The organism is Caproicibacterium lactatifermentans, assembly GCF_013315815.1.
In the GTDB taxonomy this organism is placed as follows: Bacteria; Bacillota; Clostridia; order Oscillospirales; family Acutalibacteraceae; genus Caproicibacterium; species Caproicibacterium lactatifermentans.
This window is the reverse complement of sequence record NZ_CP046051.1, coordinates 1621528-1637564: the sequence shown is the minus strand read 5'-3', so window position 1 is coordinate 1637564 and position 16037 is coordinate 1621528. Positions and strand designations below refer to the sequence as shown.

Annotated in this window: 17 protein-coding genes, 1 tRNA gene and 1 pseudogene; 9 read left to right on the top strand and 10 right to left on the bottom strand. The window is 49.1% G+C overall.

Annotated features, from left to right (window positions below; all coding sequences use genetic code 11):
- Positions 1-29: 29 nt before the first annotated feature.
- The 4 genes from GJQ69_RS08045 to mreB all read left to right on the top strand — a co-directional run bounded on the left by GJQ69_RS08045 (position 30) and on the right by mreB (position 4454).
- A complete protein-coding gene (locus GJQ69_RS08045) occupies positions 30-383 on the top strand; it encodes a hypothetical protein (RefSeq protein WP_086035247.1) in 354 nt (117 codons plus the stop codon).
- A 35-nt stretch (positions 384-418) separates the two neighbouring features.
- On the top strand, positions 419-2641 hold the full coding sequence (gene recD2, locus GJQ69_RS08040; protein WP_086035248.1) for an SF1B family DNA helicase RecD2: 2223 nt from the start codon (positions 419-421) through the stop codon (positions 2639-2641).
- Positions 2628-3281: a ComF family protein gene (locus GJQ69_RS08035; RefSeq protein ID WP_174193473.1), complete on the top strand. Its 654-nt coding sequence runs from the start codon at positions 2628-2630 to the stop codon at positions 3279-3281. Before recD2 ends, GJQ69_RS08035 begins: the two co-directional genes overlap by 14 nt.
- Before the next feature lie 135 nt (positions 3282-3416).
- On the top strand, positions 3417-4454 hold the full coding sequence (mreB, locus tag GJQ69_RS08030) for a rod shape-determining protein (protein ID WP_086035250.1): 1038 nt from the start codon (positions 3417-3419) through the stop codon (positions 4452-4454).
- Between the two features lie 50 nt (positions 4455-4504).
- Here the strand turns inward: mreB and murC are convergent, their stop codons facing one another.
- Complete coding sequence (gene murC, locus GJQ69_RS08025) at positions 4505-5902, bottom strand: UDP-N-acetylmuramate--L-alanine ligase (RefSeq protein ID WP_086035251.1); 1398 nt, start codon at positions 5900-5902, stop codon at positions 4505-4507.
- A 197-nt stretch (positions 5903-6099) separates the two neighbouring features.
- On the opposite strand from murC, the gene GJQ69_RS08020 reads away from it, so the two are divergent.
- From GJQ69_RS08020 to tsf, 4 genes are all read left to right on the top strand, one after another.
- Positions 6100-6966: a dipicolinate synthase subunit DpsA gene (locus GJQ69_RS08020; protein WP_236849673.1), complete on the top strand. Its 867-nt coding sequence runs from the start codon at positions 6100-6102 to the stop codon at positions 6964-6966.
- 5 nt (positions 6967-6971) lie between these two features.
- On the top strand, positions 6972-7571 hold the full coding sequence (locus tag GJQ69_RS08015) for a dipicolinate synthase subunit B (RefSeq protein ID WP_274379838.1): 600 nt from the start codon (positions 6972-6974) through the stop codon (positions 7569-7571).
- A gap of 250 nt (positions 7572-7821) precedes the next feature.
- Positions 7822-8568 carry a 30S ribosomal protein S2 gene (gene rpsB / locus GJQ69_RS08010; protein WP_086035253.1) on the top strand — a complete coding sequence of 249 codons (747 nt, stop codon included), beginning with the start codon at positions 7822-7824 and terminating at the stop codon, positions 8566-8568.
- Positions 8569-8623: 55 nt separating this feature from the next.
- A complete protein-coding gene (gene tsf / locus GJQ69_RS08005; RefSeq protein WP_174193471.1) occupies positions 8624-9538 on the top strand; it encodes a translation elongation factor Ts in 915 nt (304 codons plus the stop codon).
- A gap of 164 nt (positions 9539-9702) precedes the next feature.
- On the opposite strand, the gene GJQ69_RS08000 is transcribed toward tsf, so the two are convergent.
- From GJQ69_RS08000 to GJQ69_RS07990, 3 genes are all read right to left on the bottom strand, one after another.
- Complete coding sequence (locus GJQ69_RS08000) at positions 9703-10209, bottom strand: hypothetical protein (protein ID WP_174193469.1); 507 nt, start codon at positions 10207-10209, stop codon at positions 9703-9705.
- The gene (locus GJQ69_RS07995) at positions 10206-11027 is read right to left on the bottom strand and encodes an ADP-ribosylglycohydrolase family protein (RefSeq protein ID WP_174193466.1); all 822 of its coding nucleotides are present in this window, start codon (positions 11025-11027) and stop codon (positions 10206-10208) included. Before GJQ69_RS07995 ends, GJQ69_RS08000 begins: the two co-directional genes overlap by 4 nt.
- A gap of 162 nt (positions 11028-11189) precedes the next feature.
- Positions 11190-11408, bottom strand: a complete 219-nt coding sequence (locus tag GJQ69_RS07990) for a cold-shock protein (protein WP_086035256.1) — start codon at positions 11406-11408, stop codon at positions 11190-11192.
- 293 nt (positions 11409-11701) lie between these two features.
- On the opposite strand from GJQ69_RS07990, the gene GJQ69_RS07985 reads away from it, so the two are divergent.
- Positions 11702-11788 (top strand) — tRNA-Leu (locus tag GJQ69_RS07985).
- Positions 11789-12391: 603 nt separating this feature from the next.
- Here the strand turns inward: GJQ69_RS07985 and GJQ69_RS07980 are convergent.
- The 6 genes and pseudogenes from GJQ69_RS07980 to GJQ69_RS07955 all read right to left on the bottom strand — a co-directional run.
- Positions 12392-12844: a GNAT family N-acetyltransferase gene (locus GJQ69_RS07980; RefSeq protein ID WP_086035257.1), complete on the bottom strand. Its 453-nt coding sequence runs from the start codon at positions 12842-12844 to the stop codon at positions 12392-12394.
- Between the two features lie 49 nt (positions 12845-12893).
- On the bottom strand, positions 12894-13157 hold the full coding sequence (locus GJQ69_RS07975; protein WP_174193457.1) for a hypothetical protein: 264 nt from the start codon (positions 13155-13157) through the stop codon (positions 12894-12896).
- Between the two features lie 188 nt (positions 13158-13345).
- Positions 13346-13696 carry a DUF1648 domain-containing protein gene (locus GJQ69_RS07970; protein ID WP_086035258.1) on the bottom strand — a complete coding sequence of 117 codons (351 nt, stop codon included), beginning with the start codon at positions 13694-13696 and terminating at the stop codon, positions 13346-13348.
- A gap of 400 nt (positions 13697-14096) precedes the next feature.
- Entirely contained in the window at positions 14097-14786 is a 690-nt protein-coding gene (locus GJQ69_RS07965; RefSeq protein WP_086035260.1) for a hypothetical protein, read from the bottom strand.
- Between the two features lies 1 nt (position 14787).
- On the bottom strand, positions 14788-15117 hold the full coding sequence (locus GJQ69_RS07960; protein ID WP_086035261.1) for a PadR family transcriptional regulator: 330 nt from the start codon (positions 15115-15117) through the stop codon (positions 14788-14790).
- 195 nt (positions 15118-15312) lie between these two features.
- Positions 15313-15940: pseudogene (locus tag GJQ69_RS07955) on the bottom strand (type IV secretory system conjugative DNA transfer family protein); the annotation flags it as partial.
- Positions 15941-16037: the final 97 nt, after the last annotated feature.

Sequence of the window (16037 nt, the reverse complement as noted above, 5' to 3'; positions counted from 1 at the left end):
TTGCATATTCTGTAAAGAGGTGATTTTTTATGGGCGCAGGTCAGGTAATTATTATTTTGTTGGCTGTTCTGGGCCTGTGTGCCCTGATGCAGCTGATGTTGCATATGCTGTACCGCTCTGGCAAAGATTTTGGCACACTGGTACTGGTACTGCATCTTTCTGGGCACAGGGAAGATATTGAGTATGAGCTGCGCTGTGCCCGCGACCGCCTGCGTGAAACGGAAGGATTTGAGCAGAAGCGCCTGCTGTTGGTGGACGACGGCATGGACAGCGAGACACGGGAACTGTGCCGGTGCTTTCTGTACAAAACGCCGGGCGTATCCTACTGCAGCAGGGAGGAATTTGCAAATATGCAGGCATTGCAGTATACTGAAATAGATTAAGGAATGTCAATCCGGGGCCGGAGGTAGAAAGAGAAATGGAAGCGCAGACGCTGCTGGAAATGACGGGTACGGTTGAACATATTACGTTTCGCAATGAGTGCAACGGGTACACCGTACTGGAACTGAACAACGGGGAAGAGCTGGTGACAGTGGTCGGTTCCATGCCTACAGCGGAGCCGGGAGATGAGCTTCATGTAGTGGGACAGTGGACGGAGCACCCCTCCTTTGGCAGGCAGTTCAGTGCCAGCATTTATGAGCGAATGCCGCCCGCGACAACCGAGTCCATTCTGCTGTACCTTTCGTCCGGTGCGGTACGCGGAATTGGGCGGGCGATGGCAAAAAAAATTGTCAGCATCTTTGGCAGTCAGTCCCTGCAGATTATGGAACGGGAACCGCTGCGGCTGGCTGAAATCAGTGGCATTTCGCAGCGAAAGGCGGAACAAATCGGGCAGGAGTACCGAAAAAAGCTTGGCATTCGTGAGGTGATTCTGGGCCTGAAAGAATTTGGCATGAAACCGGAGGAATCTGTACGGATTTACCGCACGTTCGGTCCAGATTCTGTTTCTCAGGTACGCAGTGACCCGTACTGCCTGTGTGAAGACGACGTGGGCCTCAGCTTTCAGCGTGCGGATGGCATTGCTGAAACGCTGGAGCATCCAGCTGACGACCCATGTCGTGTGCGCGCAGGCATTTTGTATGTTCTGCAGCATAATGTAAACAATGGACATACCTGTCTGCCAAAAGAAAAACTGCTGCCGACCGCCGCGCGTATGCTTGGCCTGCCGCAGGAGCTGCTGGATGAGGTCTTTTCACAAATGGTACAGGAGGGCAGCGTCATTATCTGTACCATACAGGACCGTACTGCCGCTTATCTGCCGCGGTTGTACCGGGCGGAAGTGTTTGCGGCACAGCGGCTGCAGATGATGATGGATTACCCCTCACAGCCGATTCCCGATGCACAGCAGGCAGTGGAGGAGTTCGAAAGCAAAATCGGCATTTCCTATGCAGATGAACAGAAAGAAGCTATTATTACCGCTTTGACGCACGGTATGCTGGTCTTGACCGGCGGGCCGGGCACAGGCAAAACGACCACCCTGAATGCAATTATTCGTATTCTGCAGGCAAAAGGGGAAAAGGTCCTGCTGGCGGCACCGACCGGCCGTGCGGCTAAGCGAATGAGCGAGCTGACAGGAGAAGAGGCCAAAACACTGCACCGTTTGCTGCAGGTGGAGTGGGACGAAACAGACAGCCCGACTTTTGCCCGCAATGAACAGAAACCGCTGGAGTGCGATGCACTGATTGTTGACGAACTTTCTATGGTGGATATTTCCTTGTTCGAGGCATTGCTGCGGGCGCTGCCCATGGGCTGCCGGCTGGTGCTGGTAGGCGACTGTGACCAGCTGCCCAGTGTCGGGCCAGGCAATGTATTGGGGGATCTGATTGCTTCCGGAATGCTGCCGGTGGTGCAGCTGCAGCGCATCTTCCGTCAATCCATGCAAAGTTTAATTGTAACCAACGCACACCGCATTTTGGCCGGTGAAATGCCGGTACTTAATGATTGTACCCACGACTTTTTCTTTATGCAGCGCTCCCAGCCGGAACAGATTGCGCAGACCATTCGGGACTTGTGTGCGGTGCGTCTGCCGGCAAGCTATGATTTGTCGCCAATGACGGATATTCAGGTACTTTCGCCGACAAGGAAAACCCAGCTGGGCACAGTACAGCTCAATACGCTGCTGCAAAATGCCCTCAATCCGCGCGAACACGGAAAGAAAGAAATCAAGATAAACGGCCGTCTGTTCCGCGAGGGCGATAAAGTTATGCAGACGAGAAACAACTATACACTGACATGGGAAAAAGAGGACGGCTCCGAGGGGGAAGGCGTCTTTAATGGAGACATTGGTATTTTAAGGCAAGTTGACCGCGGCGGTTCCACAATCACTGTGGATATGGACGGCCGCATTGTTTCTTATGAATTGGAAACGGCGACAGATTTGGAGCTTGCTTATGCACTGACGGTCCATAAAAGTCAGGGCAGTGAGTTCCCGGCAGTCATCATGCCCATGTACCCCGGCCCGCGGCCGCTGTATTACCGCAACTTATTTTATACAGCGATTACCCGTGCACGCAAACTGTTGATTTTGGTTGGCACCCAGCGCACAGTGCAGATGATGGTGAGCAACGACCGCCGTATGCGCCGCTACTCTGGTCTGCGCGATTTCCTGACGGGAGAGGCTGTTCCCAATGATGCATCCTGAGTGGTCCTTTTTGGCGGACCTCTTTTTTCCACCGTGCTGTCCATTTTGTGGAAAGGTTATTCGTCATGGAGAAGGAACCTGTCCGTCTTGTGCGGACCTTCAGCCGAAACTGATGAAAAAGGCACTGCCGTTGAAAAATGGCGGTGCACCGTTTTGCTATGCAATTTATGTATATCAGGGAAGAGTACGGGACGCTATCCTGCGGATGAAGTTTGCAGATGAACCGTCTGTGGCGCCCTTTTTTGGGCGGAAATTGGCACAGCAGCTGCCGACAGAAGTTCAGCCGGACGTTGTTACAGCGGTGCCAATGTCCCGCCTGCATAAAAGGAAGCGCGGCTATAATCAAAGCGAGCGTATAGCCCGGGCGGCGGCCGCGGAATTGGGGCTGCCGTATCGGACACTGCTGTATAAGGCAAAGAAAAACCGTACCCAGCATCGGCTGTCGGCGGTGGAACGGTTCCGCAATGTGCAGGGCGTTTTTGCGGCAAAACCAGCTGCGAAGCAGAAACGAATTTTACTGATAGATGATATTGCCACTACGGGTGCTACCTTGGCTGAATGTACGCGTGTACTGCTGCGGGAGGGTGCACAGAGTGTACTGTGTGCGGCAGTTGCCCTTGCACCAGAACCCGACAGATAAAGCATTGAAAAAAGCACGGGTTTATATTATAATGAACTGTACAAGGATAAAAGAATACATATTATTCCATATTTACCTGCAAATTTCTAAAGCAAAATAGGCTCGATTTTAAATTAGAGAAATGGATGTGGTCATGTGCTTGGTATCGATATTGCAGTCGACCTTGGTACATACGCGATTAAAATTTTTGTAGCCGGTAAAGGCATTGTCGTAAATGAACCTTCTGTTGTAGCAGTTAATCGGGAAACAGAAGAAGTGATGGCGGTCGGCAGTAAGGCATTTGCCATGCTGGGTCGTACCAGTGACAACGTAAAGGTTGTTCGGCCGCTGGTGAAAGGCGTTATTTCCGATTTCCGGTGGGCCAGCTATTTGGTGGACTATTATTTTCAGCAGCTTGGCAGCGGCCGGTTCCTGCATTCCCGTGTTATGCCGCGTGTGGTGGAAAGTGTGCCCTGCCAGATTACCGGTGTGGAGCGGCTGGCAGTCAACAAATCCATTATCAGTGCCCGTGTGCGCCGGCTGTATTCTATTGATGAACCGGTTGCAGCGGCAATGGGCGCGGGTGTTGATGTTGCGAATCCGCACGGTGCACTGATTATTGATGTTGGTGCCGGCGCCACGGATATGGGCGTTATTTCGCTGGGTGGGCTGTCGATTGCACGCTCTATTAAAGTGGCAGGTTTTGCCTTCGACCAGGCAATTATTCATTATGTACGCAATAAATACGACCTGATTATTGGGGAACGTATGGCGGAAAGCTGTAAGATTGCGGTTGGCGGCGTTGCGCAGCGGCCGGAACCGCTGACCTGCCGGATTAAAGGCCGAGATGCCAACACAGGCCTGCCCGCATGGGTGGATATCACTAGTGAAGAGCTGGTTGCGCCAATGCTGGACCCCGCAACGGAGATTGCGCGTGTCCTGCAGGAAATGCTGGAGAAAACACCTCCGGAACTTTTGGGGGATATCTATATGGATGGCATTGTTATGACCGGCGGTACTTCACAATTGTATGGCCTGAGTGATTTGATTGCAGATAAGGTAAAAATGCCGGTTCATGTTGCGTCGGACCCAGCCACCTGTGTGGCGATTGGCGCGGGACAGGCAATTGAGTTTATCGATGCTGCCGAACATAAAGTATATGGTGTGATTAACCCTTTGACAATCGTTTACTAAAAGAAAAGGCCGGCAGGAAATATTATTTCCTGCCGGCCTTTTCTTTTCTTTTATTTTTCTGCAGCTGTCTGGCGGGATTTATAGCGGTCCACAATCAAATTTGCACACTGATAGACATTCCCGCCGCCCATAGTGAGAATCAGGTCGCCGGACTTTGCGTGTTCCATCACATAGTCGGCGATTTCCGGGAATGTTTTACGGTAGACAGCGCCCGGTACCTTTTTCACAAGGTCTTCCGCATAGATGTTGTATGTGTTGGTTTCACGTACAGCCAGAATTTCGGAAATAATCACATGGTCAGGAATGGTCAGTGCCTTGGCAAAGTCGTCCAACAACAGCGCCGTGCGGCTGTAGGTGTGCGGCTGAAAAACCGCCCATACATTGTGGAAGCCCATGTGCATAGCAGCAGTCAGCGTAGCGGTCAGTTCTGTGGGATGATGGGCGAAATCGTCCGCAACGGTGACACCTTCATATGTACCCAGCATCTCGAACCGGCGGTGCACACCGGTAAAGGCTTTCAGGCTCTTTTGCAGCTGTTCAGCCGGAATGCCCATTAGGTCACACACGGCGTAGGCAGCCAGTGCGTTATAAATGTTGTGCTTGCCGGGAATGGAGAGCGTAATTTCATTGATGATTTTTCCGTCCTTCATGACATCAAAACGTTCCCGTGCGGCTTTGGTGTCCTGAATATTGACGGCGCGATAGTCGCAGTGTTCCCCCTTGCCAAAAGTGATGATTTTGGCATGCGTCAGGCCTTCGACTGCCTTGCGTGTGTTGGCGTCATCACCGTTGACAACCAGTACATCGGAGGTTTGCTTTGCAAACTGACGGAAAGAGTGGATAATGTTGTCAACCGTCTTAAAGTAATCTAGATGGTCATTGTCAATATTCAGGATAACTGCAAGGTAGGGGTGCAGCTGCAGAAAAGTGTTGACATACTCGCAGGACTCGACAACAATTTTATCAGAGGAACCGGCACGGCCATTGGTGCCGGTTTTCGGCAGATTGCCGCCAATGACAGCGGATGGGTCCGCTCCTGCATCCAGCAGAACAGAGGTAATCAGTCCCGTGGTGGTCGTTTTGCCGTGTGTGCCGGACACACAGATGCTTTTAGGGTAGCGGCTGGTTACCATGCCCAGCAGAACGCTGCGCTCAATGCAGGGAATGTTCAGCTTGCGGGCAGCGGCCAGTTCCGGATTATCCGACTTGATAGCTGCCGAATAGACGACCAATTCTTTTCCCTGCACATTTTCCGCTTTTTGTCCCATATATACCGGAATGCCATAAGAGCGAATGCGCTGCAGGGTATCGGATTCCGCGTTGTCAGAACCGGAAACTTCATAACCGCGGTGAATGAGAATTTCTGCCAACGGGCACATGCCGCTGCCGCCGATGCCGACAAAATGGACTTTTTTAACCTGAGAAAGTATATCGTGAATCTCCTTCATGGGAATGAACAACTCCTTTAAATATGTAAGCGGGAAACATGGATTGCGAACATGGTCAAAAACCTTTCTTATCATAACCATTTTCCACCCTTTTTGCAAGCTACAATCTGCAGGAAAATGCGGTTTTCCTATTTCCGCTGGGCACAATCCTTCTGCTGTTTCCATACTATGGTACATGAATCTGGAGGGAATCCGTTATGAGAATTAATAGTAGCAGTTTTGGTATCCTGGGCGGCGACCGGCGGCAGCTTGCTCTGGCGGAATCCATCGCTGGCGATGGATTCACGGTTGTGACCTGCGGATTTGAGAATGCAGAATTTTTAGATACAGATATCAAAAAGGCAGACCTGCGCCGTACAGCAGCCATGTGCGGTACACTGCTGCTGCCCCTGCCGGTCACGATTGACGGCAAGAATGTAAAAGCCGAATACGCTGAGTATCCGATTCCACTGGACGAAACTTTTGTGGAAGCACTGGAAGGACACCGGGTGTATGGAGGAATGCTGGGGCGCGCACTGGCCGCCTGCCCACAGTTGGAGGACGTTCCTATGGAGGACTACTATGCAAGGGAGGACTTTGCCCTGCGCAACGCGGCCGTTACGGCTGAGGGTGCGCTGGAGTTTGCTATGCGGGAATATCCAGGCACGCTTTGCGGCAGCCGCTGTCTGGTGGCCGGTTTTGGGCGCATCGGCAGCCAACTGGCACCGCGCCTGCGGGCGCTGGGAGCCACGGTTTCCGTGACGGTTCGCCGGTCAGAAACAGCCGCGCTGGTGGAGGCCGCCGGCTGCCGTCCTGTGCCGATTGAAAAGCTGGAGGACGGCGGTAGCTATGACATTGTATTCAATACGGTTCCGGCACTGATTTTTACCCGCCATGTGCTTTCGGCTTTTCCACACGGTATGCTTCTGATTGATTTGTCTTCGTCGCCGGGCGGTGTTGATATGCCGGCAGCACAAAAATTAGGGTTGCGCGCGCTCCATGCGTTCTCCCTGCCGGCAAAGGTGGCACCGCGTGCCGCAGGAGAGATTATCAAACAGACGGTTTATCAGATGATGAGGGAGTGAGAGGAGTGGGGAAGACTGTTTTAGGGTTCGCCATGTGCGGCTCTTTCTGCACATTCAGCCGTGCTTTGGAACAGATGCGTGTTTTAAAGGAATTGGGATATGAAATTCTGCCCATTATGAGTGAAACAGCAGCCGGCACGGACACCCGCTTTGGAAAAGCCACTGACTTTTTGCAGCAGGTAAAGGACATTACCGGAAGGGAACCGATTCGCACGATTCCGGCTGCGGAACCAATTGGGCCGAAAAAGATGGCGGACCTTTTGGTTATAGCACCATGTACAGGAAATACGCTGGCGAAGCTGGCAAACGGAATTACCGACACAGCGGTTACCATGGCAGCAAAGTCTAATCTGCGGGTGCACCGTCCGGTTTTGTTGACCATTGCAACCAATGACGCGCTGGCGGCCTCCGCACAAAATATCGGTCGTCTGCTGAACGTAAAATATGTGTATTTTACACCTTTCCGGCAGGATGACCACGAGAAAAAACCATCTTCCGTGGTGGCGGATTTTACACTGCTGCCGCGGGCGGTGGAAGCGGCACTGCACGGCCGCCAAATGGAGCCGATTCTGCTGGCACCAGTCAAAGATGGATGTACAACCTAAACAAAGAGAGCATGACAGGGGGCGGCGGACAGTATCTTTTGTCGCTGTCCTTTTTTCTATTTGCATGGTGGAATCAAACACACATTTTTCTTGTATTTTTTGCCGGATTCTGTTATACTATATTTTGTCTGCGAATGCAGAAAAATTTTTTTAATTCGCACGCTGTACGCTGTGTGGAGCGGTGTCTGCCGGTCGGCAGATACTCTGCACGAAAAGCGCAGCGGAGGAATAACCAAGGAGGAAACAAATTATGTCAGTCGTATCTATGAAACAACTGCTCGAAGCCGGTGTCCATTTCGGCCATCAGACCCGTCGTTGGAACCCAAAGATGAAGCCTTACATCTTCACCGAGCGCAATGGTATCTACATTATTGACCTGCAGAAAACCGTTCGCAAGCTGGAAGAAGCTTACAACTTTGTCCGTGAGCTTTCCGCACAGGGCAAGAGTGTGCTGTTTGTCGGCACAAAGAAACAGGCACAGGACTCTATCCGCGAGGAAGCAGAGCGTGCCGGCGCTTTCTATGTGAATGCCCGTTGGCTGGGCGGCATGCTTACGAACTTCCGTACCATTCGCCGCCGCATTGACCGTTTGAATCAGCTGCAGGCTATGAAGGAAGACGGTACTTTCGACCTGCTGCCGAAGAAGGAAGTTGCCAAGCTGACACTGGAAATCGCTAAACTGGAAAAGTTTATGGGCGGTATTAAAGATATGAAGACTCTGCCGGGTGCCCTGTTTATTGTTGACCCGCGCAAAGAGCATATTGCTGTTACAGAAGCACGCAAGCTGCATATCCCGATTATCGCTATTGTTGATACCAACTGTGACCCGGACGAAATTGACTATGTTATCCCGGGCAACGATGATGCTATCCGTGCGGTTCGTTTGATTTCCGCGACGATGGCCAACGCCATTCTGGAAGGCCACGAGGGCCAGCAGGGCAAGGACGGAGAAGACAAGGATACGGCTGCACAGGCCTCCAAGGCTGCTGAAAAGTAAAATTCCTTTTTGGAACCGTTTATTTTCTCAATAATCAATCGGAGGATGAATCAATATGGCTTTTACAGCAAAGGACGTAAAAGAACTGCGTGATAAAACCGGCTGCGGCATGATGGACTGCAAAAAGGCACTGACCGCTTCCGACGGAGATATGGAAAAAGCGCTGGATTTCCTGCGTGAAAAAGGACTGGCAACTGCAAGCAAAAAAGCGGACCGTGTTGCTGCTGAAGGCATGGCTTTTGCCAAGGCCAGTGCAGACGGCAAAACCGGTGTCGCTGTTGAAGTAAATGCAGAAACCGACTTTGTGGCTAAGAACGCTTCTTTCCAGGAGTTTGTCAATATCTGCGCGGATACCATTCTGAAGGAGAATCCGGCAGATGTGGATGCTCTGATGAAGTGCAAGGCTGCTGGCAGCGACCAGACAGTCGATGAAATCCTGAAAGAAAAGATTTTGACTATCGGCGAAAACATCAAGGTCCGCCGCTTTGTCCGCATGGAGGGACACGTTGCTTCCTATATTCATGCAGGCGGTAAGATTTGTGTTCTTGTCAACTTTGACACGACAGATGAAATTGCTGCTAAGCCGGAATTCGCCGAAATGGGCAAGAACATCGGTATGCAGATTGCTGCTATGAATCCGCAGTTCCTGGACGACGCCCATGTTCCACAGAGCGTTCTGGACCGTGAAGCAAAGATTGCCCGTGAGCAGGCTGCTGAATCTGGTAAACCGGACAATGTCATTGAAAAAATGATTACCGGCAAGGTGAAGAAGGCTCTCAAGGAAATCTGCCTGGTTGACCAGGAATATGTCAAGGAGAGCAAAACCTCTGTCAGCAAGTATGTTGCTTCCGTTGGCAAGACTTTGGGCGGCAAGATTGCAATCAGTGATTTCGCCCGCTTTGTAACAGGTGAAGGCATTGAAAAGCGCAAAGATGACCTTGCAGCAGAAGTTGCAAGCATGGTAAAATAAATTTTTGTCTCTTGTGCAGAATAAAAAGGGTACCCGGTGCTGCCGTTACGGCAGCTGGGTGCCCTTTTTTGTTGGGTGAAAACGGGGAACAGCAGTTTTGCACCAAAAATGGTGACATAGTTAAAAAGCTGCTGTCAAAATTTTAAAGCAAACAAATCATCTCATCAGCGGTGAAGCAATTTCAGCAAAAAACGACGCAGCGGCGGCAGCCGGCGACAGTCAATATAGCTGACCAGCCACTCCGGCTTTATTTTTTCCAAAATCGCCTGCGGCACCTGATAATTGGAGGGACTGCGCTGCGTTTTCAGCTGTATTTGCAGGTCATGAAACTGACGTGCTGTAAACTCTTCATTTGGAAGCAAGTGCGTGTAATTCTGGGAGGCATAGTGCAGAACACAATACATATAGTCGGCCCAGACACTGTATTCGGTCAGCCATACGCAGTCGGCCGGTACTTTCAGTGTCAGCAGGATACTGCCGCTGATTTTCCCGTTTGTACAGCCTTTGTGCCCCCTTAGATAGCCGAACACCGGTGCTTCGCAGTGCAGACCCAGCAGGTGAATCAGTCCCTGATAGGCGGCCTGAAGCCGCAGGTTCCTATGCGCGTGGTAGGTGCGGCCCTGCTGCAGTATTTTGAGGACTGCCTCAGATTGATAGGTTTTAATAATCAAGATGTTTGGTCCTCCTTTGGGCCACCGGGCAGGGCGGCAACTGCCCAGTGATACAGGAATGTGTCAATCTGTCCGTCTCGCCCGGGTTTCAGCAGGTATTGGCGCAGCAGGCGGCTGTCATCAAAGCCGGTTGTGCCATAGTAGGCTTCTGCTATGCCGCCCGCAATACAGCCAACGGTGTCCGTATCACACAGGCAGCTGAATACATTCCGAATGCAGCTTTCATAGTTGGTGCTTTCCAAAAAGCAGGTAAAAGCCAGCGGCATGGTGGCTTGGCAGGTAAGACGAATGCGGCTGAACGGCCGGTGTACAGCCAGCGGAATGGATAGGCAGTAGCCGTATCGCTTTTGAATCGTGCGGCGAATCTCCGATTTTTGAAATCCTTTTCGTGCGAGAAAAACACCGACGGCAGCGGCTTCAGCGCCCTTAATGCCTTCCGGGTGGTTATGGGTGCAGGCGGCGCTTTCGGCGGCCTTGGCCTCTGCTTCTTCCAGAGTATCGTAAAATTCACCGATAACACCGGCACGCATGGCGGAGCCATTGCCGCAGCTTAGGTAGGGACGCCGTGCGGCGGAAGTGAGCCAGTCCTGGAACATAGCGCCGTAACCGGCGTGCGGATACCGTTTTCCGAAGGTGTGGTATGCGCTGGAAAAGCTGCAGCCGTTTAAAATTGCGTATTTGCTGGCAACGGTCATAACGGTGTCGTCTGTATAGCGACACTCCGGAACGAACAGTTTTTCCGTGCGCCAGTTAAAGCCGGAGGGACGGCTGAACTCAAAGCGGGAGCCGGCAATATCCCCCAGAATAGAACCAACCATTTCTTTTTCCCCTTTGCAGGACGGACTTCGTCTGCTGTTTCTTCTTAGTATACTGGATTTTTGTAAAAAAGAAAAGAGGGATTGCTTTTGTAGTGCTTTGCTGGAAAAAACACAAAAAAACGGCGGAAAGCTTTTCGCCTTCCGCCGTAAATGGTGTCGACCTTACAGAGGCTGAACGTTAGCAGCGCGGGACTTGCTGCTGTTCTTCGGATCAGGCTCGATGTCATAAGAAACCTTCTGGCCTTCGGTCAAAGTTTTGAATCCTTCGCCGAGGATAGCGGAGAAATGTACGAATACATCGCCGCTGCCGTCGTCGTTAGAAATGAAACCATAGCCCTTAGCTTCGTTAAACCATTTTACTGTACCAGTGTTTGCACCCATTATTGAGGTACCTCCTTGACAAAATTGACTAGTTAATTAGCGTCTGTATTTCTCTGCAAAGAAAAAAACACATGGACCGTAAATCAAAAACGAACGTTGATTTACAATACCATGTGAATCAAATCGTGCTTTAAAATACTGGATTTACTATACCACGTGTTTTAACATTTGTAAAGCCTTTTTCATAAAATTTGTAAAAAGAATTTGCGACAAAAATTTTCAAAAAAATAGTTGACAATACAAAAAGCCTGTGATATTATATATAAGTCGTCGGCACGAAGGGCGAATAAGATGCGAGAGTGGCGGAATTGGCAGACGCGCATGGTTCAGGTCCATGTGAAAGCAATTTCATGAGGGTTCAAGTCCCTCCCCTCGCACCAAGATAGAAAGTGCGGTTTCATGGGATTTTCCCGTGAGGCCGCATTTTTTCTGCCTTTTTGAGTACAGAATGCTGTACTTTAGTACTCGCATCAATACCACGAATACACCGTTTTAAACATCAAATGCAACTCGAATTCTGTTCTGACACCGCCGGGGAGGTCGGGACAGGGTTTTTTTGAAAAAATACATAAAAAATGCCCTCAGTGGACGGCTTGAAAACAGTTGCCTGCTGGGGGTTACTTTGTATTACCTCTAATGTGAATATTCACCACATATTTTTATCTTGTGTGGACGGGGCCTCATAACTTAGAGCCCGCGAAAAAATCCCACCGGAATATTTCCGATGGGCTACCCGTATTCGTTTGTGCCGAAGCGTGCGATGGTGAAGTCTTTGCCCCAACGTTTTATGGCCTGTGCCAGCGTATAAGCGCTTTATGTCAGCATGGTATGTCCACCCTCCTTTGACAATATAGGAAGCGGTAGGGCGCACCATAGCCGCCAGCCGCAGCCAATAGCGTGAAGTATCGGGGATAATCATGCCGGACAGCTGCACAGCATTCTAAGTTGCCCAAGCAGGGTCATGTCAACCATAATATGCCACCTTATTTCTTGAACTTTGCGAGGATAACACGGTTTTGGTCGGAGAGCGCCGCCGCAACCGCGCTCTCCCTTTGCTGACGCGCCGGATGTACCAGTGCATTTTTTTGCTTAGTGAGCATAATAGCGTGCTTAAGCATCATGCTGCCGATTCCCTGCCTTGAATAATCAACATTGACTCCAAGGCGATCAAGATATAATGCTTTGCTATGGGTGTTTTCCCATTTCACATAACCTTCTCCGGCATTTGATTCACACAATGCGAACGCTGCAACTATAATGTCATGCTCCTCGACCAATAGATAAAGGCGATTATTTTCAATATCATCGCTAAAAAACTCGCATGGATAGATATCGTCCCAAATTGATATGTTGTTTCTGTTCATATTATCAATTATGTTTCCATACACAGCTTTGAGTTTCGGTAAATCGCTAATATTAGCCAATCTCAAATTCAAATTAATTCACCTTCTCGTCCATAAACGGAAAACCGTAATATGAAATATTTTAACATACCGACTTATTCAAAACAAGCCGGTATGCTATCGTGTCCATGACCATGGCGGCAAACCGCGCATCCGCCGTCGCATCCGGGGGAATGTCGTACTCCGTGGGTTTCTTGACGGTGGATGCGTTCGGATAGACCAACGAAGGGAACAGGTCGGGCCGGTTGCAGAGCGTGGACATGTACATCGAGTACACGCCGACCTGATCTTCGTTCATAATGGAAATGGGAAGATGGGACAAATCTTCCTCAAGTTTCAGGTGCATCGTGACCTTGCCGCTGGGTCAACAGCGTGTCGCTTGAAAACAGTCTTTTTCGGGATTTTCACCTGTGTGCGATCAGCTTTTACCGCCTCTTTTTGCACTCTGCAGATAGACTCTTTTAATACAGGGTCGGCACGTCCCTCCTTTTGGGCATGAAAAAACCCGCCACAATAGGCGGGTCAAATCTGAAATTATGTGATTTTTAAAGAGAAATATAGCGTACTGCCAACGAGCATGACGGAAACGACCGGGATTATAAAGCAGAAAATGTAAGCGAGTACCTTTGAAAAATCTCCTTTTTTATAATATTGGTTGGCTCCGAGATTAAACAGCACATTGAAAAGGAGCATAGCTGCCGAAACTCGAAACAGATAGGGAGCTTTTGCATTCCACGAATCGGGAACCCAGGTGCTTGACCAATGGGTCGGTAAAGGGTCGGGGAGCTGATTCCAAAGAAATAGGCTTAAAATCAAAGGAATGACACAAAGAATGGATGTAACGATAAGCAGCGCTTTCCAATGCTTCAATTCTGGATATGGCATAAAAACACCTCGCAGTGATTTTTTCCATTATATCACTCTCGCATGAAAAACAGAATACACGGATAGACTATTTTGTTACTTCCTGCGGCTTGGCGGTCATGACGCGGTGCAGCTCCGTGTCCTTCTGGAAAAGGTCCACAAGCTTGGAGGATCATGTCTGCAACTTTTACAATAGGGAAAGTATCCCACCAAACCTGTGCTTTTTGTTTGACAAGACATACTCTTATATTTGCCATGTCCTGAGTGATTTTCGTCTCTTACTGCTTAATTTGTTTTTTGAACTTGGCATTTTAGAGCTTCCGCAAGAGCCGGAAGAATAGTTATATCCGGAAAGCCTTCACCGATTTCCTCTGTTTGTCCCTGACTGTCCGCGGAAAGTGGAATTTTCCTTTCAACTGCATTATTTATGCGTTTGTGCCAGATAGTTGGTATGCCTTGTTTCCAGAATTTTGACTAGAACATATAGGGCGGCGATTAGTATTAACGGATAAATAACATTGACTGTGCATAAAAGCATTTTACCCATAAAAATTCTGATGAGCAGGATAGCGGCAAAGGAGAACCCCACAAGGCAGCCAAATAGAATCTTATATTTCCATAAGTTCATATCAAACGAGTTTCTGCTGATAAAGTAGAAAATCATGAACGCGGCAGGCACGCAGCAGGCGGTAGATAATGCAAAGCCCCATGATACAGGCATTTCCAAAGTAAGATTGTTCCATCCTGTTTTTATTCCTACCAGTATTCCAGCAGAAATAAATTCATACAGGAACAGGATACCAATACCGGAAACTAAAATATATGACCATTCTAACGCTTTTTCGTATTTTGTTTTTTGCCGTCCACTTTTCATGAGTTCATCACAAAATGTTTTGTAATTCTCCCCGACAACATTTCTTAAATCGTCATTTCGCACCTGTGCCTCCAAGGCCATTCCAAGTAGCTCTTTGCGAATGATTTCAATGTCGTATTCGCATAGATTTCCCGAATGGAGATAAACAATAATATCTGTTAATAATCTGTCGTTCTCCTTCGTCAGTAGCTTATCTTTTTTGTTATTTTCTTTTCTAAGCTCTTTTTCCAGATTCATATTACATTGCCTCCCAATTCAATATTTTATTGACTGATATAGAAACGCGACCCCAATATTTTTCAAAGTCATGCAAATAATGAACGCCTTCCGATGTAATGGAATAATATTTTCTGTTTGGCCCCAGCGGAGATGACCGAAATTCAGATGTAATATAGCTTTTGTTTTCCAATCGGATGAGTAAAGGATATATTGTACCTTCCTTTATTTCATCAAAACCAAAAGAACGTAAATTCTCCATTATCTCATATCCGTATGTCGCTTTGAGGCTGGTAATCTTTAAGATACAGCCCTCCAATGTTCCCCGCATAAGCTGTGATTTGTCAAACACTTTACCACCTGCTTTCAACTACATTGCACTGCATAGTAGGATAGCTTATTGTAGTGCGGATGTCAAGTCCTTTTAGCCTCGTTTCCTGACCATTACCACTCTGTTGACTGTCTGTCTTTAGACTATTACTTGTTTCCCTATAGAACTTGCCCATTATATTACCTCTTTTTTTAAGTTGCATATATGAAAAAGCCGCTATTCTGCGGCTTTCAGGTGCCCGGAGAGGTCAACGGAATACGTGTTGAACACATCGTCCGGTTTCGGTTTTTAATTGGGTGGACAGAAACTTTTCGATAGGAAAAGCATTGTGGGGATCATAGTCGGACAGGTACTTGTAGTTCGGATGCTTTGTGATGTCGTACTTGTCCGAAAGGAAGAGCCGGACGCCGCGAAGCTGGAGAATGCACGTACCGCTGAGGAAGATGGTACTGTCGCAGTTTCCAATGATCGTGTCGGCGTTGTCTTTGTACAGGGCCTTGAGCTGGCTCTGCGCCTGCAAAACAAGGCAGGACGAGATTTCACGATTGCGGATGGTGGCAGTCAGATTTTCAAACTTGGGGATCTGCCCAATGTTGGCAAATTCGTCGAGCAGGCACTGGACATGGACGGGCAAGCGCCCGCCGTACACGCCGTCCACCTTTTCGCATAACAGGTTGAAAAGCTGTGTATAGGCCATCAAAACTAAAAAATTAAAGGTGTCATCGTTATCTCAGATAATGATGAACAGGGTGGTCTTGCGGTCGCCCAGCGTGTCCAGATCCGACTCGTTATAAGCCGCCAGGTCACGCAACTCCTGAATGTCGAACGGGGCTATTCTTGCGCCGCTTTACTGTCTTGCCAGAGACGAATTGTCAAGGACTTTTTTATCAAAATATAAAGCCCTGCAACGGCATAAAAGCATTGCCGTTACAGAGCTTTGT